Annotated in this window: 17 protein-coding genes; 6 read left to right on the forward strand and 11 right to left on the reverse strand. The window is 69.7% G+C overall.

The window, feature by feature from the left end; all coding sequences use genetic code 11:
* Nucleotides 1-504 precede the first annotated feature (504 nt).
* Entirely contained in the window at nucleotides 505-1794 is a 1290-nt protein-coding gene (locus tag ABZ810_RS02265) for a DUF222 domain-containing protein (protein ID WP_358398098.1), read from the forward strand.
* Here the strand turns inward: ABZ810_RS02265 and ABZ810_RS02270 are convergent.
* From ABZ810_RS02270 to ABZ810_RS02285, 4 genes are read right to left on the reverse strand one after another with little or no spacing between them, the layout of a single operon-like run.
* The gene (locus ABZ810_RS02270) at nucleotides 1700-2290 is read right to left on the reverse strand and encodes a hypothetical protein (RefSeq protein ID WP_358398100.1); all 591 of its coding nucleotides are present in this window, start codon (nucleotides 2288-2290) and stop codon (nucleotides 1700-1702) included. The genes ABZ810_RS02265 and ABZ810_RS02270 overlap by 95 nt on opposite strands.
* Nucleotides 2290-2991 (reverse strand): hypothetical protein, encoded by a 702-nt coding sequence (locus tag ABZ810_RS02275; RefSeq protein ID WP_358398103.1) that lies wholly within the window; start codon nucleotides 2989-2991, stop codon nucleotides 2290-2292. The genes ABZ810_RS02270 and ABZ810_RS02275 overlap by 1 nt, the downstream gene beginning before the upstream one ends.
* Before the next feature lie 32 nt (nucleotides 2992-3023).
* Entirely contained in the window at nucleotides 3024-3371 is a 348-nt protein-coding gene (locus tag ABZ810_RS02280; protein WP_358398106.1) for a hypothetical protein, read from the reverse strand.
* The gene (locus tag ABZ810_RS02285; RefSeq protein WP_358398108.1) at nucleotides 3341-3607 is read right to left on the reverse strand and encodes a hypothetical protein; all 267 of its coding nucleotides are present in this window, start codon (nucleotides 3605-3607) and stop codon (nucleotides 3341-3343) included. Before ABZ810_RS02285 ends, ABZ810_RS02280 begins: the two co-directional genes overlap by 31 nt.
* A 1592-nt stretch (nucleotides 3608-5199) precedes the next feature.
* Between ABZ810_RS02285 and ABZ810_RS02290 the strand changes: the two genes are divergently transcribed.
* Nucleotides 5200-5868, forward strand: a complete 669-nt coding sequence (locus tag ABZ810_RS02290) for a GNAT family N-acetyltransferase (RefSeq protein ID WP_358398110.1) — start codon at nucleotides 5200-5202, stop codon at nucleotides 5866-5868.
* A gap of 7 nt (nucleotides 5869-5875) precedes the next feature.
* Here ABZ810_RS02290 and ABZ810_RS02295 read toward each other — a convergent pair whose 3' ends face one another.
* Nucleotides 5876-6247 (reverse strand): hypothetical protein, encoded by a 372-nt coding sequence (locus ABZ810_RS02295; RefSeq protein ID WP_358398112.1) that lies wholly within the window; start codon nucleotides 6245-6247, stop codon nucleotides 5876-5878.
* A gap of 56 nt (nucleotides 6248-6303) precedes the next feature.
* On the opposite strand from ABZ810_RS02295, the gene ABZ810_RS02300 reads away from it, so the two are divergent.
* Complete coding sequence (locus tag ABZ810_RS02300; protein ID WP_358398114.1) at nucleotides 6304-6762, forward strand: MarR family winged helix-turn-helix transcriptional regulator; 459 nt, start codon at nucleotides 6304-6306, stop codon at nucleotides 6760-6762.
* Nucleotides 6763-6787: 25 nt separating this feature from the next.
* Here ABZ810_RS02300 and ABZ810_RS02305 read toward each other — a convergent pair whose 3' ends face one another.
* The 3 genes from ABZ810_RS02305 to ABZ810_RS02315 all read right to left on the reverse strand — a co-directional run bounded on the left by ABZ810_RS02305 (nucleotide 6788) and on the right by ABZ810_RS02315 (nucleotide 11180).
* Complete coding sequence (locus tag ABZ810_RS02305) at nucleotides 6788-7381, reverse strand: suppressor of fused domain protein (RefSeq protein WP_358398116.1); 594 nt, start codon at nucleotides 7379-7381, stop codon at nucleotides 6788-6790.
* A gap of 60 nt (nucleotides 7382-7441) precedes the next feature.
* On the reverse strand, nucleotides 7442-8389 hold the full coding sequence (locus tag ABZ810_RS02310) for a metal-dependent hydrolase (RefSeq protein WP_358398118.1): 948 nt from the start codon (nucleotides 8387-8389) through the stop codon (nucleotides 7442-7444).
* Between the two features lie 163 nt (nucleotides 8390-8552).
* On the reverse strand, nucleotides 8553-11180 hold the full coding sequence (locus ABZ810_RS02315) for a M14 family zinc carboxypeptidase (RefSeq protein ID WP_358398121.1): 2628 nt from the start codon (nucleotides 11178-11180) through the stop codon (nucleotides 8553-8555).
* Between the two features lie 153 nt (nucleotides 11181-11333).
* Between ABZ810_RS02315 and ABZ810_RS02320 the strand changes: the two genes are divergently transcribed.
* From ABZ810_RS02320 to ABZ810_RS02330, 3 genes are all read left to right on the forward strand, one after another.
* The gene (locus ABZ810_RS02320; protein WP_358398124.1) at nucleotides 11334-11714 is read left to right on the forward strand and encodes an Mth938-like domain-containing protein; all 381 of its coding nucleotides are present in this window, start codon (nucleotides 11334-11336) and stop codon (nucleotides 11712-11714) included.
* A 192-nt stretch (nucleotides 11715-11906) separates the two neighbouring features.
* Nucleotides 11907-13487, forward strand: coding sequence for a PLP-dependent aminotransferase family protein (locus ABZ810_RS02325; RefSeq protein WP_358398126.1), 1581 nt, complete (start codon nucleotides 11907-11909; stop codon nucleotides 13485-13487).
* Entirely contained in the window at nucleotides 13484-13813 is a 330-nt protein-coding gene (locus ABZ810_RS02330) for a hypothetical protein (protein WP_358398129.1), read from the forward strand. Before ABZ810_RS02325 ends, ABZ810_RS02330 begins: the two co-directional genes overlap by 4 nt.
* Here ABZ810_RS02330 and ABZ810_RS02335 read toward each other — a convergent pair.
* The 3 genes from ABZ810_RS02335 to ABZ810_RS02345 all read right to left on the reverse strand — a co-directional run bounded on the left by ABZ810_RS02335 (nucleotide 13810) and on the right by ABZ810_RS02345 (nucleotide 16424).
* Nucleotides 13810-14382, reverse strand: coding sequence for an HU family DNA-binding protein (locus ABZ810_RS02335; RefSeq protein ID WP_358398131.1), 573 nt, complete (start codon nucleotides 14380-14382; stop codon nucleotides 13810-13812). The genes ABZ810_RS02330 and ABZ810_RS02335 overlap by 4 nt on opposite strands.
* Nucleotides 14383-14784: 402 nt before the next feature.
* A complete protein-coding gene (locus ABZ810_RS02340) occupies nucleotides 14785-15618 on the reverse strand; it encodes a hypothetical protein (protein WP_358398133.1) in 834 nt (277 codons plus the stop codon).
* The gene (locus tag ABZ810_RS02345) at nucleotides 15618-16424 is read right to left on the reverse strand and encodes an oxygenase MpaB family protein (RefSeq protein ID WP_358398135.1); all 807 of its coding nucleotides are present in this window, start codon (nucleotides 16422-16424) and stop codon (nucleotides 15618-15620) included. The genes ABZ810_RS02340 and ABZ810_RS02345 overlap by 1 nt, the downstream gene beginning before the upstream one ends.
* Nucleotides 16425-16496: the final 72 nt, after the last annotated feature.

The following is a 16496-nucleotide window of genomic DNA, read 5'->3' on the forward strand; positions in this document are numbered from 1 at the left end:
CAAACTTGGCATCGACAAGAAAGTAGGCGGCCGGTCTCGCTTTCCTGCCATTGTGCGGGTGCTGCTGATCGCTGATGTTCGAACCTTTGAGCCGCGCGAAGCGCGGGTTGTCGGCGCAACCTCAGGCGGCAGCGCCGCCTCCGCCTAATCGCACCCTAAGGTTTCTGTGACCCCAGCCAACGTGACAGAAACCCTCGGAGGGGCGGAGGGGCGGAGGGGCGGAGCGGCGGAGCGGCGGAGGGGCGTGCGTGGTGTGTCAGTTCGGCCCCACTCGGCCATTTACCTGCAGCAACCGCCCGAGACTCCGGCTCACCCGTCCCGGGTCACGCACGACCGTTGGACGATCAACACCCAACGGTGCCGCCCGCCGTGACCTGATCAACCACCCAACGGTGCCGCCCGCCGCGACCTGTTTCCGCCCCGGTGAATTGTTGGCCACCTGCGGCCATCCGAAATGTCCGTAATCAGATAATTGCAATCCGTGACCATCGATACAATCAAGACATGCATTCGATCGTCGCGGATCTAGAGACCGCCTCCACCGCGGAATTGGTGGAAGCGGTAGCCGCGATCGCCACCCAACTCACTCAACGTCCCGCCCCCGACTCCGGCGCCGCTTGCATGGAGCTGGCCGAAGGCCTGGCGCGTGCGTTCGACCAAGGCGAATCCGCATTGGCCGCGATGATCGCAGTAGTGGACCGCACCGGCGAAATGAAGCACTGGGGGCTGCCGTCCACCCAGGCGTGGCTGCGCTGCCGTCTGGGGATGCGGGAAGGCCGTGCCAAGGAACGCGTCACCCTGGCCCGGCAGTTGCCGCGTTTGGAGCGGGTGGGCAAGGACCTGGCTGCCGGTGACCTGTCGCTCGGTTACGCGGCTACGGTTGCCGACGCCGTGCAGCGGTTGAACGATGAGGACTGCGCGGCGGCCGAGGACATTCTGTTGAACGCCGCCAACGACGGCTTGTCGGCGGGCAAGGTCGCCCGGCTCGGCCGCAAGATCCACGATCTGGTGGCCGAGCAGAACGGCACCGAGAAAGCCCCCGAAGACGTTCAGCGCGGCTATGAACGGTCGTGGCTGACGTTGAGCCGGTCGTTGGATGGTGGGTCGTATGTGAACGGGTGGCTCAATCCCGAAGACGCCGCGATCCTGGACGGCACCCTCGGCCCGCTGACCAAACCAGCAGGCAGCGACGACCGGCGTGACCTGGGCGAGCGGACGGCAGCCGCGTTGACCACCGTGCTGTCACACGGCCACAAAGACACCCGCGTCACCGTCATCGCCAACCTCGAAACCCTCATGGGCGAGGACGCGCCCGGCTGGCTACGGGACGGCACCCCCATCCCGGCCGAGCAGGTACGGCGCCTGGCGCTCACCGCCGGAGTCTCACCGCTGCTGCTCGGTCCCGGCAACGTGCCGCTCTACCTGGGGCACACCACCCGCATCGCCAGCCCAGGCCAACGCCGCGTCCTGGAAACCCCATACGACACCTGCGCGGTGCGTGGGTGTGAGGTGCCGGGCTTCCTGTGCGAAGTCGACCATGTTGACGGGTGGGCGCTGGGAAACAGCCCGACCGATATCGACAAACTCGCGCTGTGCTGCGGCTGGCATAACCGCTGGAAACACACCCACCCCGACCAGATACAGATCACCAAAGACCAGCACGGACGCTACGACTACCGGGCGCTACCACCCGACGGGATCACACGATCCAGACGCGGCAGATGGCCCACCGGACGAACACCCGACCCAAGCGACGGTGACAACCCCTGGGATAATCACCATCTCGCAGCCTGACCCACCCCAACAACCAGTTGTCGCCCGGGCGGTGCAGGTCCCAGGCCGCCGCCCAGAGCTTTTCGATCACATGAACGAAATCCAGAATGATGTGGATCGGTGCCTTCCGCCGGGCGGCCTCGGCCCGGATCAGATCAAGCTGGTGCCTGGCGCCGTCGACCAGCACGACCCAGGTCCGGGCGTAGGTGGGATCGCGCGATTGGGCGTGGTCGAAGGCGCGGGCGATCACCTGGTCCGGTTCGGCGATCACCGAACCGCGCAACCACTTCCTCCTCGCCCGCGGCCCAGGCCGCGGCCGTCTGGCCCCGTGCCGTCCGCCGGGAACGGCGATCACGTCATGCGGGCGGCGGGGTGCCGGGACCGCGTCGTAGACCACTGCGAGGGTGGCCATGCGTTTTCGGGCGGGTTTCTCGCCGGCGGCCAGGCGGGTGCGGAAGGTGCGCTCGGCGCGGGCGGCGGCCCTGGCGGTAGCCGGGCGCAACGCCTCGGGCCGCATCACGATCCCTTTTCACGACCCCTCTGGCGTCGGTGCTGAGGACCAGTAGTTCGTCGGCGGTGCGCGGCATCGGCATGACCGAGGCGTTGAAGGTGTCGATATCGACCGCCGCCCGCCGCACCAGCTCCAGAAGTTGCCGTTTGCCCACCACCTTTCCCGCAGCGGGCACCGATCGCCTCCAGCGCGTTGTCGAACGAACCACGCACCGCCTCCAGCGCCGCCAGGCGCCCCAGCCCGTGGGAGTGCCGCCCGGCCGGCAGCGACAACGCCTCGTCGGCCGGATGCAGATACCCGGTTCCGGCGGCGCGCCAGGCACAGCGGGTGACGGTCACCGTCCCGAACACCGTGGCCAGCGGCCGATGATGCCCGGCCTCCAGTCGGCGCCGTTGCACCCCGTCGGGCCCGATGATCCCGGCGCCGGTGCCGCGAAGGTGCTCGGCGGCCTGGCGTTCACGCATCGCCCGCAGGTCCAGGTGCGCCTGCAGCAACAGCCGTTGCAGCTCTCGCCCCCGTTCGAGCAGCAGATCCTCGAGCCGATCGTGACCCAAGGACAGAGTCTTGGAATCGGTGAGCTGTCCGACCAGACAGTTGAAGGTGTTCCTCGCGGCCGCAAAGGCGTCAACATCGGCCCCGGCGACGTAGTTTTCCCCTCGCGGGCTCTTCTTCCCGGCGCGGTCGGTTCTCCAAGGTGTGGTTGCCATCGAACCTGCACCCGGGGAAGAGCCCGCCGCAATCACCTAGCCCGTGACGAGGCAATGCCGTCCTGCCCACCGCCCGACCCACCACTGGGCCCGGCGCCTAGCTCGCGCGCCGCCGAGCCGGTCAAAGCCAACAGCCCCGGCTCGTTCTCGGTCGCCCAGCCGCGTTCGACCAGTCGCTTCAGCTTGGACCGCAGCGCCTCCCGCTTGGCCGCCGAGTCCTCCAGCCCCATCGCGGCCGCGATCTGCCCGGCCCGCATCGGCGCGGCAGCATCGGCCAGGATCTCCACCGCGTGCTGATATGCGGTCGGCAACTCCGACGCCGTCACGCCCGGCCGCCACGGCGGCACCGTCAAAACCCCGATCGGCGAGGTCGCCGCCACACCCGAACCGGCAGGGCCGGACTCAACCACCAGATCCTCGACCGTTCCAACCGCCTCACCACCACCTCTCGCACGGTCTCCCAGGTGATGGCCAGCCGTGACAACCAGTCCTCCTCGGCCTCCAGCAGGCCGGCCAACTCGGCGATCTGTTCGGAGATCTCCTCGATCCGCTGCCGGACCACAGCCTCCCGCCGCGCCAGCTCATCAAACAGTGAACCCATCGTGGTCGCCTCCACCCCGAACGGTAAAAGACGAACCCACCCACAGCGACCGAACGCTCACAACCCCAGCTCATCCAGGTCCTTCAAAAAGAACCGCACCCAAATGAGATGACATCTCAGTGAGGCGCATGTGCAGTTGCGGGTATGGACGACGTTGGCTGAGGGCGCCTGGCCCTCGCGGCCTTGAGGTGATTTGCCAAAGACGCGGCGATGCCGGTGTTGAGGTTCTGCGCCCTATCGGAGTCCCGCGCTGTACCTACACTCGTAAGCTCGCCAAGCTCCGCGCTGGGACTCGGCGAAGGGGCCCATGGTCGGCGCTGATGGCCGATGAGTTCGAGCCGGTGGTGGCCAAGTGAGGCTGCGTATGGCTGGCCTGGGGCCACCGGAAGCTCCACTGGCTCATGCGGGCGGACGGGATCGGAGTGTCGGCTTCCAGTCTGGAGCGGGCGATGTGTCGTTGCGGTTTGCTCCAACCGTTTCGGCTACCAGGGCGAACGTCGCCAGCTCGTCCAAAGGGCGCAAGCCCCCGTTCGCCGATCCGCCCTACGGTCCGAACCGGGAGACGATTGTGCCGTCCCCGCGCTCGGCGGCCAGCCGCAGGGCGGCCCGCAGGGAGGTGCCGCTGGAGGGACCGGCCGGGATGCCGCTGACCTTGTGCAGTGCCGGGCCGTTGCCGGGCTGTCGTCGTCCTCGACGGGGATGACGACGTCGACGACCGAGGCGTCGAAGCCGGGCTCGCCCGGGGACGGCCGGTGACAGCAGGGCTTCAGCGAGTACGAGACCACGGCGGGTGAGACCTGGCCGATAGCGGGGTTGCCGACTACTTCACCAAGAACGGGCACGGCTGGCGTATCTCACTGACCTGCACCGTCGCCGTCGCCGCAGTGCAATTGGCGATCGCCGAAACCGGACGGCTGGTGGGTGGCCCCTTCAGGAGGCCATGGCTGGCCCAGTGACGGGCTGCCCCCTTCAGGAGGCGCTGACCGACCCGGTGACGGGTGAGGTGACCAAGATCAAGTTGGTTGCCGGTAACGGGCTCGCGCTCAAGGGGGCCGCGTTCGTCTGGTTCATCGCGGGCCGGGCCGAGTTCGTGCATGTGCGCATCTGGCGCCGCTCACCCGACCAGAACGGTCCGGGAGTGTGCGTTCGGGTCGCTGAGGTACGAACGCCTGTATCGGATCGAGATCGACGACCTGCCTGCCCTGGTCCGCGAGGCCGAGGCCTACTGGCTGATTTCAACCATGCCTGGCCCCACCAGAGCCTCGGTGGCGCCACGGGCCGGTCGAGATCTACACCCGCGCGAGCCGGCACTCCCAACATCCAGACCCGGGTTTCTGAGCCAAATTCTTGACGCGGGGCACAGAGGGTGCGGTGGGGCTTGGAGGAATGGTGTTGCTGGTTTGTGGGTGGTTGGGGAGGGTGGCGGTGTGCGACGTTTTGAGGACGCCGGGGTTGCGGGGCTGCGCGCTATGCAGGAGCTGGCCGAGCGGGTGTTTCCGGTGACCGGGTATCGGCATGTCGGCGACCTTGCGTGGAACTGGTGTCTCGCTGGGGAGCACCCGACGGCAGTCTGGACTTGTGAGGGTCAGACGTTGGCCTGGGGGTGGGTGCAACTGCCGGGGGAGCTCATGCTCCAGGTCGATCCGGGACGTCCGGAGCTTGTCGACGAGGTGCTCGACTGGGCTGGGGAGACGGCCTCCGGAAGATTGAGCGTCGAGCTTGCCGGGACGGAGACGTGGGTGGCGGCGGCGTTGGAGCGGCGGGGGTGTGCGCGTGTCCCGGACGGGGCGTTCATGCTCGCGATGAGCCGGTCGTTGCGGCGGCTGCCGGACCTGCCCGGGCTGCCGGACGGGTTCGTGATCCGCGAGCAGGAGGGCGCGGGTGACTTCGCGGGGCGGGCGGCGGCTCATCGGGCCGCGTTCGGGTCGGAGTGGGTCACCGTGGAGCGCCACGTTCGGATGAGGGGGACGTGGCCTTACCGGCCTGAGTTCGATCTCGTCGTGGTGGCTCCGGACGGGGGTGTCGCGGCCTACTGCCAGGGGTGGTTCGACGAGGTCAACGGGGTGGGGGAGTTCGAGCCGGTCGGGACTCGGCCGGAGTTCAGGCGGCTGGGGCTGGCGCGCACCGTGTGCACGGCCGTGCTGCACGCGTTCGCCAAGGCCGGAGGGCGCCGGGCGGTCGTCTACTGCCGGGGGGACGACGCCTATCCCGTTCCCAGGCGGCTCTACGAGTCCATGGGGTTCGCGGCCTACACCCGTACTCATTGGTACAGGTGAGCGTGGGTCAGCGGTCGAGGTTGGCGGTGATGCGTTCGAGGACGCCGATGGTGGTGCGGTAGTCGTCGGGGGAGATGCCGGCCATGGAACGTTCGCGGAACGTGGCGATGCGTTCGGCGACGTCGGTGAGGCGGGCGCGGCCTTCGGGGGTGAGGGTCGGCTCGCGGGTGGTCCAGCCGTCGGCGACCAGGGTGTCGAACGTGGTGCCGAGGGTGGTGGCGTCGGCGTTGGCCTGGAGCTCGGAGAAGTCGGCGCCGGATTTGATGACGTTGAGCATCTGCCAGGCGACGCGGGTGAGGCCGAACTCGGCGAGCGTCCGGTCCATGTGGGCGGTGAGGGCCTGGTCGGTGCGGTTGAGCCAGTAGCCGAGGGGCTTCATATATGCATGCTCACATGCATGTATGTTCGCGTCAACACATGTATAGGGTGGGGAACGTGACCAAGGACGAGTTGCTGGACGCGGTGGGCCCGGCGTTCTCCAAGCTCCGCCGGACGGCGTTGCTGGAGGTCGAGGAGCCGTTCTCGGCCAAGGACCTGAGCCGGACCCTGGTGCTCAACCTGGTGCTGGAGCACGCGCGCGACTCGGACCGGGAGATCACCGTGGGCGGGGTGGCGGGGCTCCTCGGCGTCGATCCGTCGGTGGCCAGCCGCATGGTCAGCGACAACATCAAGGCCGGCTACCTGGTCCGGGCCGCGTCGCAGGAGGACGGGCGGCGCAGCGTTCTGCGGTTGAGCGCGGAGGGTGAGGCGCTGATGGAACGGTTCCGCCGTCATCAGCGGTCGGCGTTCGAGTACATCACCGCGGACTGGCCGGAGGGGGAGCGGCTGGAGTTCGCCCGCCTGATGCTCAAGTACGTCGACTCGCTGGCCGGGTTGCGGCACCGGCGTCCCTGATCATGCCCCCGGGTCGCGCCGGTTCTTAGACGACGGCGGGGCGGTGGGGGTCGACGGGGTCGATCCTCGCCTGGTCGAAGAGCTGTTCCAGGGCCTCGGTGCCGTGCGTCCGGCGGAAGGCGATCTCCGAGGGCGTGACGGGGAGCAGCCACAGGAAGCGTGCCTGGTGGCCGTCCGGCAGCGTGCACTGCTCCAGGGCGGGGCCGTGCAGGTAGGGCAGGCTGACCAGGAAGTGGTCGCAGGTCGAGCCGAGCAGCCACGGCTCGCCGAGCGGGACGCTGTGCCCCACGTCGAGCGGGCGGGGCGCGGGCCCGCAGTGGTAGAAGGCCGCCATCGCCAGCAGGTCGGGGAACCGCGGGTCGCGGGCGGCGGCGGTCAGGACGAACTCGCGCCGCCGGCCGTGGGCGTCGGCGCGCAGCGAGGCGCCCACGGTCGCGTACGTCCAGATGCCGAGCCGCGGGCCGGGGGCGACCTCGATGACGCGGAGGGCGGGTACGGTGCCGCGGCTCCCGTCGCCCAGGTCGTAGTCGGCGAGAACCGCGGGGTGGCCTTCGAAGAAGGCGCGGACGTGATCCTCCACATGGTCCATCGCCCGGGCCGCGGCGGCATCCAAGGTCATGTCGCCGATGATGCCAGTGTGACCACCCGTACATATTCCCAACGCCCGTCCCCGTTCGGTTCAGGCCGTCGCCGCCGCGCCCGTGCCGCCGGCGTCCTGCGTCCGGTCGCCCTTCGGCTGGTCGCCTTTCATGCGGTCGGCCAGGTGGCCGTCGGCGCCGAAGAGGCGGGTCTTCCACTCGGCGATCAGGGCCGTGGTGTCGTGGTCGTCGGGGTGGAAGCCGCGCCGGTTGTAGTCGCGGATGTGCGCGACGACCTCGCGCCGCAGCCACGGCGAGTGGCGCAGCCTGGCCAGGCTCGGGACGAGGCGGAGCGGGTTGTAGGCGGAACGGTCGAGGGCGAGGGAGAGGAGCGTGCCGAGGATGACCGCGCCGAGGAGCCCGACGGTGGAGGTGTGCATGACCCAGGTGCGGACGCGGTGGTCGCCGCTGACGGTCTGGTAGACGTCGAACGCGACGGACTTGTGCTCGTTCTCCTCCAGCGCGTGCCACTGGAACATCGCGCGAACCTCGTCGACGTCGAACATCGCCTGCGCCTCGGGGTCCTTGAGGAGGACCTCGGCGAGCGTGGCGGTGTAGTGCTCGAGCGCCGCGGTGACGGCGAGCTGGTGGCTCCTGGGCAGGAAACGCTGGTTGAAGCCGAGCCCGTACTTGGTCAGCCGGTCGATGGCGCGCGTCGGGTAGCCGTACGAGGCGAGCCGTTCGTTGAACTGCCGGTGCTCGCGCCCGTGCGTCACCTCCTGCCCGATGAACCCGGCGACCTGCTTCTTGAGCTCGGGGTCGTCGATGCGGTCGCGGTAGTTGGCGACGGTGCGGACGAAGTAGTCCTCCCCTTCGGGGAAGAGCGCGGAGAGCACGCTCACGATGTGGCTCATCACCAGGTCGCCGCCGAGGTAGTGGCGCGGGAGCTTCTCGGGCGGGTACTCGAACCTGATCCGGCGGGTGCGTACGTCGCGCGGCGGGATCGCGGGCCGGGGGCGGGGGCGGGGGCGGGAAACGGGCTTGCTCATGGGCCCTCCATCGAGGTCCGTGCCGGTACCCCGACGCTACGAAGGCACATACAAGCAATCAAGCCTGCATGTATGTGGCGCCCATCACAATTGGACGCCGAGTCCAGTTGTAGATCGTCCCGGGGGCCGCGCGGCCCCCGGGACGATCGGCGTGGTGAGCGGGTCAGCGACCGGTGGTCGCCGCCGTCGAGGGGCCGTGGTAGATCGAGTTGATGACGATCGGCCAGGTGGCCCGCGGCCAGGAACGGAACGTGATCTCGCTCCCGGCGACGGTGGCGTGGCCCTTGCCGACCTTGAACGAGGCGACGTTGGCGAGGCCGCCGAGCGCCGCGGTGCCGGCGGCGTAACCGCTGGCGAGGAGGTCGCCGTCCTCCGGGTAGGTGGAGGCGATCTCGGCGTCGCCGCCCGTGACGCGGTACGCGGCGTCCCGGTTGAACCAGACCGGCCAGCTCTTCGGCATGCCCCACGCGGCCGGCACGTCCGGCCGGTACGTGGCGCGCAGCAGGGCGCCCGGCGCGTTCACCGACGACGGAGCCGCGTTCTCGATCGGCAGGTCGAGCAGGTCGCGCGCCGTCTGCGAGGCGCTGCCGATCGCGACGAGGTTGCCGCCGCCGGAGACGAAGTCGCCGAGCTTCGACCAGCCCTCCTCGCCGACGCCGCGCGCCCACGCGAACTCCGGCGGATTCTTGGCCGGGTCGAGGCCGGTGACGATCGTGTTCTTGGAGACGCCGTCCGAGAGAACGATCGTGTCGTACTTCCCGGCCAGGTCACCGTAGTCGTCGGCGCTCACCACCTTGTAGTTGATCCCGTACTGGTCGAGCATCCACGTCATCCAGCCACCGGGCATGTTGTTGGCGCCGCGGATCAGCCCGACCCGCGTGCCGGCCTTGAGCCGGAACCCGTCCACCACGGGCACCGTGTCCGTGCCGTACACCTGGAGCCCGGTCGAGGCCGAGACCTCCTGCAACGTCTGGCGCGCGGCGGACGACGGCGGCACGACCACCGTGCCGGGCGCGAACGTCCGTCCCGCCGCCTCGAAGGACTCGGCCGCCCGGAGCGTCGGCACGTTCGCCTTCTGCAGCCGCGAAAGCACGTGCGCGACGCCGTACGAGTCGGGCGCGACCAGGTAGGCGCCGCGCGCGCCCGGCGCGTTCGGCATCCGCACCGGCTGCGGGACGACCTTCGGCACCCGCTGCAACTGCGCGGTGAACGCCTTCTCCACCGGCTCGACGTCCACGCCGAGCAGCAGTCCGACGTTGTCGGTCGTCTCGCTGTACGGCATGATCAGCGGGCAGTCGGCGCACTTGCGCGCGGCCTGCTCCGGATACTTGTCGACCTTGAGCAGCTGGTCGATCCAGCGGCCCAGCGGCTGCCGCGTCCGCAGCACGTACGAGCCCGCCGGGTAACTCTTGCCGCCCGCCGTGAACGCCGTCCGCGCCTGCTCGATCTCGACCCGGCCGAACTCGAACAGCCGCAACATCTCCAGCACCGCGAACGGGTCGCGCTGGCCGGCCGGCACGACGTAGGCGTACGGCGTGCCCGGCAGCACGTCCGTCAGGTTCACCCCGTTGCGCGCCACCTGGTAGAGGTTGTTGAACAGCCACGTCTCGCCGTTCTTGGCGACGTTCTCGATGCCCGCGTACGCCGCCGTCTTGGCGTACGCCACGATCTGCTCCAGCGTCCAGGTGTTCTGGTCGTACGGCTGGAGCAGGCGCTGCGACCGGTTCTGCGAGCCGAGCGGCTTGCCGTCGGCGCTGGTGTACGGGTAGGCGAGGTCGCGTGCCGCGGCGATCTCGGTCAGGAAGAGCGAGGTGCCGAGGAACGTCGAGTAGCCCATGACGTCGGCGTTCCAGAAGATCCCGTACGCGTCGTCGGTCTGCACGCCCTTCTTGCCGTCGGCGGTCAGGGCCTTCGCGGCGTGCGCGCCCTGCTCCGTCGCCGACGCCAGCGTGATCGGGTCGACGCCGGTGCCGAGCGGCTCGTCGTACGGCGGCGTCCAGATCCGCGGCGAGGTCGCGCCCGCCTGGTGCATGTAGTGCCCGGCGACCGGCCGGTACGTCTGCTCCAGGCGTACGCGCGTCCGCGTCTCGCGCTGCGTGAACATGAACCAGTCGCGGTTGTTGTCGTGTCCGATGTAGCGGTGGTAGAGGTCGGGGTAGACGCGGTTGTACGCGGTGCCGGCCGTCTTGTTGAAGTGGTCGACCACCAGGTGCTGGCCGTCGGGGTTGCCGGACGGGATGACCATCAGGACGGCGTTGTCGAGCACGTCGTCGGTGTAGTCGGAGTCCTCGGTCGCGAACCTGTGCACGATGTCGACGAGCGCCTGCGTGTTGCCGACCTCGGTCGAGTGCAGCGTGCCCTCGATCAGGTAGACCGGCTTGCTCCGGTGCGCCAGCCGCCGCGCCTCCTGGTCGGAGATCCCGCGCGGGTCGGCGAGCCGCTGGTTGTCCCGGACGATCTGGTCGAGATTGCGTAGATTGCCGGGTGAGCTCACGAACAGGACGGGGTAGTCGTTGCCCAGCGTCGTCTTGTCGGCGACCTGATAGGTGACCCGGTCCGACCGATCGCCGATCAGCCGGAAGTACTGCTTGATCTTGTCGAAACCGGCGAGCCTGCCGGTCGTGCCCATTGCGAAGCCGAAGTAGTCCTTGGGGGCTGGAATGGTCTTGCCTTGCGCTGTGCGCACAGCCGAGCCGACCGCCCGGGACGCGTCGGCGTGCAGAGGCACGCCGACGAGTACACCGATGGTCGACACGGCGGCCAGCACGCGGGCGATCCGCCGCGGCAGCATCCGGTCTCCAGTGATGCGGGGGTGGTCTGGGGGAAACGAGGAGGGACAGGACAGCCAACCGGTCGGCTGAGCCCAGAGTGAATCTTGAACGGCGAACAGTCAATCTTGATCATCAACTTTTCAACTGTTGACGCTGAGGTCGGAGGTGTTCCCGTGGTCGAACGTTCGCCGCGAGTCAGCCATGTGTCCTGGGGGAGGTTGGAGATCGAGACCCCCGGCGGGGCCGAGACCGGCAAGGACCTCAAGCTCTTCCCGGGCGGCGCCCGGGCCTGGGACTGGTCCGAGACCGGGACCCGGCACTCCCCGGGCATTCAGCCCGCCGACGTGCGAGAACTCCTCGACCACGGCGCCGTGGTCGTCGTCCTGAGCCGCGGCATGGAACTCCGCCTGGAGACGACGCCGGAAGCCTTGGCGATGCTGGAAGCCGCCGGCGTCCGAGTGCACGTAGAGGAGACCACCGCCGCCGTGGACCTCTACAACCGCCTGGCCGCCGCAGGTGAACCCGTCGGAGCCCTCCTCCACTCAACCTGCTGAACCCCGCTGAGCCACCCGGGGCCGGATCAGGCTGGTGTGCGGGGCTTCATCTTGCGGGCGCGGCGGCGTTGGCGGCGACGCCGGTCGGTCTGGGCGGCGGGCCGGTGGTGGATGGTCTGGCCGATTGCGGCTGCGATGTGCCTCATGCGGCGAACGTACGAAGGATCTGGCCCGCCGTTATAGTCCAGAACCATGGCACGTGAGTGGTCCAGATCAGGTCTGGACCTGCACCTGCCCGAACTGGACCGGCGACGTGGCGTCCGCGCCGGACTGGAAGAGGCACTGCGCGACGCCGTACGTCAGGGCCGCCTGTCGCCCGGCACCAAGCTCCCCTCCTCACGCGCCCTCGCCCGAGAACTGGGCATCGCCCGCGGCACGGTCACCCAGGCGTACGACCAGCTGGTGGCCGAGGGCTACCTGCGCTCCTACCCCCGTTCCGGCATTCAGGTGGCCGCCCGCCCCACCCCGGCCACTGCCCTCCGCCGCCCCGCCACCGGTCCCGCAAGCGCCGGGCACTCCGCGACACCCGGTGCCCCGGCGACACCCGAGGACACCGCGCAGGTGAACGCGCCCGAACGTGCGGCCGGCCCCGCACGGGCAGGCGCCCCCGACCTGCCTGGCGGTTCATCGACGGGCGGGGTCGGTCGGGCTGGGGTGCCGGGTGATCCGGCTGTTGCGGGGGTGGACATGCGGCCGGGGATGCCTGACCTGGCCACCTTCCCGCGTCGTGAATGGCTGGCCGCCACCCGGCATGTCCTGCAGACCGCCCCGAACGCCGCGTTCGGGTACGGGGACTCCGCCGGCAGCGTCGAGTTGCGCGCGGAGCTCGCCGGTTACCTCGGACGGGCCAGGGGAGTGGTCACCACCGCCGACCAGATCATCGTGTGCGCGGGGTACGGCCATGCCCTCCAGTTGCTGAGCCGGACGCTGGCACGGCACGCCGCCGATCCGGTGATCGCGTTCGAGGAGCCCTTCCTGCCCGAGTACCCGCCGCTGGCCGAGGAGACGGGCCTGGCCGTCCGGTACATCCCTGTGGACGGCGGCGGGCTGGTGGTCGGCGCGCTCGAGGACGGCCCCGCGTCCGGTGTCGTCGTGACCCCTGCCCACCAGTATCCGCTCGGCGTCACGCTCAGTCCCGACCGGCGGACGCGGCTCGTCGACTGGGCCTGCCGTACGGGCGGCCTGGTGATCGAGGACGACTACGACGGCGAGTTCCGCTATGACCGGCAGCCGGTCGGGGCCCTCCAGGGCATGGCGCCCGACCAGGTCGTGTACGCCGGGACGGTCAGCAAGACCATCGCGCCCGGCCTGCGCATCGCGTGGCTCGCCGTCCCGGCCGGGCTCGTTCCGGCGATCCGCGACACCATGCGCTGGGACGACGGGCACGTCAGCGTCATCGACCAGCTCGTCCTCGCCCGCCTCATCGCGTCCGGCGAGCTCGACCGGCACCTCCGCCGCTGCCGCATCCGCTACCGGCGCCGCCGCGACCGGCTCGGCGAGGAGGTCGCCCGGCGCCTCCCGGACGTTCGCCTGTCGGGCATCGCGGCCGGCCTCCACGCCGTGCTGGAGTTCCCGGGCGCCGATGTCACCCAGTCGCGGCTGCTGGCGCACGCCACCCGGATGGGCGTCACGGTCGAAGGGCTCGCCACGTTCTACCATCGTCCCGAAGACGCGCCGCTCGGCGTGGTCGTCGGCTACACGACGCCGCCCGAGCACGCGTACGAGAACGCCCTCGAAGCTCTGGTCACCGGCCTCGAGAGGGGCCTCGCATGAACACTCCGGACGACGACCTGCTCGCCGCGTACGACACCCCGGTCCGCGCCGTCCGCGAGCTGCCGCCGGTGGGCGCGGTGATCGAGCGCGACGGTCCGCTGAGCCGCGTCCACCACGGAACGCACGGCCGCGTCGAGCATGAGCCGTTCGGCCTGGATGCGGTCGACCTGCCGAGCTTGATCCGCCGCCAGCAGCGGGCGTTCGCCGAACGTGGAGAACGGGCCGAGTGTGGAAGGTCCACGCCCACGACCCCGTCCGCGTCGCTGCTGGCGGGCCGCCCTGCTCGAGGCAGACTTCACCGCAGGCCGCCGAGAAAGAAGAGCTAGACCTTGGCGGCCTTCTTGCCCTTGCCGCCCTTGGCGCCGCCGCCCTTGCCCTTCTTGGCGGGTGCCTTCTTGGCCTCGGTGACCTTGGCCTTCTTCGGCTTCTTGGCCGCCTCGACCTTCTTGGGCGCGTCGGCCTGCTTGGGTGCGTCGGCCTGCTTGGCGGCCTCGACCTTCTTGGGGGTCTCGGCCTTCTTGGCCTTGCCGCCGCCGCCCTTCTTGGCCTTCCGCCCGTTCGCCACCGGCTCCTCGGCCACCGCCGGTGCGATCTCCTCGACCACGATCGCCGCCGCGCCCCCGTTCGCGACCCGGTTCTTGAAGGTCTGGCCGATCCGGAACCGCGGCACCTGAGCGGCCGCGACCGCGATCGGCAGCCCCGTGCGCGGGTTGCGCGCCTGGCGGGCCGGACGTTCGAAGCTGTCGAACGTGCCGAATCCCGTCACCAGGATCCGGTCGCCGGACGCCACGTTCGCCATGATGGTCTCGAACAGCGCGTCCACGTGCCGGCGGGCCGCGGCGGAGTCGCTCCCCGCACGAGCCGCAACTGCCTCGATCAGTTCGCTCTTGTTCATCACGAATCCTTCGCTTCGGGGCGGCTCGGGCTGTTGGTCAGGTTAGACCCAGCCGCCTCTCCAGGTCGAGGACGAAAGCTCTGGTCAGAGCGCCGCGGTATGCCGCGTCCTGCGCCGCCGCCCGAACCGTTCGCCCAGACGCCGCGCCGCTCCGGCGTCCACCGGTGCGGCCGGCCTTTCCCTGCCCAGCCGACCCGGGACCGGCACGTCGTCGCTGGTGTCTCCAGTGCCACCGGGCTCGCGGGCAGGCTTCCGGTCCCGTTCGATCAGCAGCAGGATCGCGTCATCGCGCGGACCGCCGCCCTGCATATGACGCAAAAGGTCTCCGCGGAGCGCGTCCGGAAGTCGACCAAGCGCGTGCTCAGAGCGTCCGAAGGTCGGCGGCGCGTGGCGGTACGAAGGTCACTCCTCCCGTTCGCCCGGCAGCCCCAGATCGTTCACGACCAGGCTCGCGTACGAACCCTTCGCCGCCACGGCCAGCCACAACAGCGGCACCATCCCGATCGCCCCGACCCATCCGACACCCCACGTCAGCAGGCTTATGACCCCGCCCACCGCCATCACGCCGCCCACCGTGATCCCGCCGATGATCCCTGCCCGGATCAGCCCCGGCCCGTCGGCCCCCGCGTCCGTCAGCCCGAACTGGTGCAGCACCCCCATGACAACGCCCAGCGCCCCCACCGTCACGGCCCCGCTCACCATCAGCGTCACCCCCAACTCCGACCCCACGAACCCGACCACCTGCGCCGCGACCGCCTCCACCCCCTGCGGGAACGTCTCGTAATCAGTTCGCCCCGTCGACAACATCCGCCGCCACCCGTCCCCGTCCCACCCATGGATCATCAGAACGGCCATGGCCAGGCTCGCCGTGATCGGCTGCACCGCCGCCCACCGCATCCGTCCGCCCACCACCAGCCACCGCGTCACCACGAACCCCGCAGCGATCAACCCGAGCTCAGCCGCCCCCACCCGCACCAGATCGACCTCATCCGCTCGCTGCATCGTCGCCCACTCAGGAAACCGATACGCCACCCACAAACTCATGGGCACGAAAACGAAAACACCAAAGGCCATCGCCAGCACAAAATGCCGCCCGGCCTTGGCGCCAACCCCCCTCGCCGCCCGCCCGACGACCGCGTCGCCCACGACCTCACCCCGAAGCTGATGGGCCGCAGCCAGCGCGATCCCGGCCCCCACCGCGTACGCCCACGGCAGATCAACGTGAACGCCCAGCATCAACGCCTCCGATGCCGCATCGTCGCGTTCACCCGCCGCTTGGCCAGCCACACCAGGAACCGCTCCGGCGGCCGCCGCAACCACCGCGGCGTCACGTGATAAAGATCCGTCCCCGTCCTCAGAAAGAGATCGGCGACCCGCTGCCTGCCGTGACTCCACGGCAGCCCGAACTGCTCCCGCAAACTCGCCGGCAACATCGCGGCCGTCAGCAACCGGAAGATCGCCAGCCCCGGCCCCAGCCACCGCAACCTCTTCGGCCAGAGCACCGCCCGAGCGACCTCCCGAGCCTGCTCCGTCACCACGAGCTCCTCGACCATACGATCCACGTACGCCCGGAACCCCTCCAGATCCGCGGGCTGCATCCCTTCCGGAACATCCAGCACCTCGCCGACGATCCGAGCCTGCCGGTAGTACTCGGCCGCGATGTTGACCTCATCCTCATCCGGCCGCATGACCCGCTCATACACATACAGAGCCGAATCGATGAGCGTCGCGTTGACCCACATCTGCAGCTCAGGATCCGCGCCCGTGTAGCCCTCGCCCTTCAACCCCCGATGCAGCCCCCGGATCCGCCGCGAGAACCGTTCGACCTCCTCCTCCGTCCCGAACGTGACGATCAGCAGGAAGTCCAACGTCCCGAACAACCTCGCCAGCGGCCGCCCCGCGAAGTCACTGTGCTCCGCCACCCCCTGGGCCACCTTCGGATGCGCGAGCTGCATGAGAAGCGCCCGCCCGGCCCCCAACCCCACCAACGGCTCCGCCGCCAGCTCCCGCAACGTCTCCCGCTCCCGAAGCGCCAGCTCCACACCAACCTCCCAGGGGGCCTCCCAACCATCCTCCCGCCCTTATTGGCACCCAGTCAACAAGAGCCCAGGTTC

Source organism: Spirillospora sp. NPDC047279 (genome assembly GCF_040643285.1).
Classification (GTDB): domain Bacteria; phylum Actinomycetota; class Actinomycetes; order Streptosporangiales; family Streptosporangiaceae; genus Spirillospora.

What these genes read in the sequence shown, in the direction of transcription:
- ABZ810_RS02265 (WP_358398098.1), top strand. Translation starts at nt 505, where the DNA reads ATGCATTCGATCGTCGCGGATCTAGAGACCGCCTCCACCGCGGAATTG.
- ABZ810_RS02270 (WP_358398100.1), bottom strand. Translation starts at nt 2,290, where the DNA reads ATGCGGCCCGAGGCGTTGCGCCCGGCTACCGCCAGGGCCGCCGCCCGC.
- ABZ810_RS02275 (WP_358398103.1), bottom strand. Translation starts at nt 2,991, where the DNA reads ATGGCAACCACACCTTGGAGAACCGACCGCGCCGGGAAGAAGAGCCCG.
- ABZ810_RS02295 (WP_358398112.1), bottom strand. Translation starts at nt 6,247, where the DNA reads ATGAAGCCCCTCGGCTACTGGCTCAACCGCACCGACCAGGCCCTCACC.
- ABZ810_RS02305 (WP_358398116.1), bottom strand. Translation starts at nt 7,381, where the DNA reads ATGACCTTGGATGCCGCCGCGGCCCGGGCGATGGACCATGTGGAGGAT.
- ABZ810_RS02310 (WP_358398118.1), bottom strand. Translation starts at nt 8,389, where the DNA reads ATGAGCAAGCCCGTTTCCCGCCCCCGCCCCCGCCCCCGGCCCGCGATC.
- ABZ810_RS02315 (WP_358398121.1), bottom strand. Translation starts at nt 11,180, where the DNA reads ATGCTGCCGCGGCGGATCGCCCGCGTGCTGGCCGCCGTGTCGACCATC.
- ABZ810_RS02325 (WP_358398126.1), top strand. Translation starts at nt 11,907, where the DNA reads ATGGCACGTGAGTGGTCCAGATCAGGTCTGGACCTGCACCTGCCCGAA.
- ABZ810_RS02330 (WP_358398129.1), top strand. Translation starts at nt 13,484, where the DNA reads ATGAACACTCCGGACGACGACCTGCTCGCCGCGTACGACACCCCGGTC.
- ABZ810_RS02335 (WP_358398131.1), bottom strand. Translation starts at nt 14,382, where the DNA reads ATGAACAAGAGCGAACTGATCGAGGCAGTTGCGGCTCGTGCGGGGAGC.
- ABZ810_RS02340 (WP_358398133.1), bottom strand. Translation starts at nt 15,618, where the DNA reads ATGCTGGGCGTTCACGTTGATCTGCCGTGGGCGTACGCGGTGGGGGCC.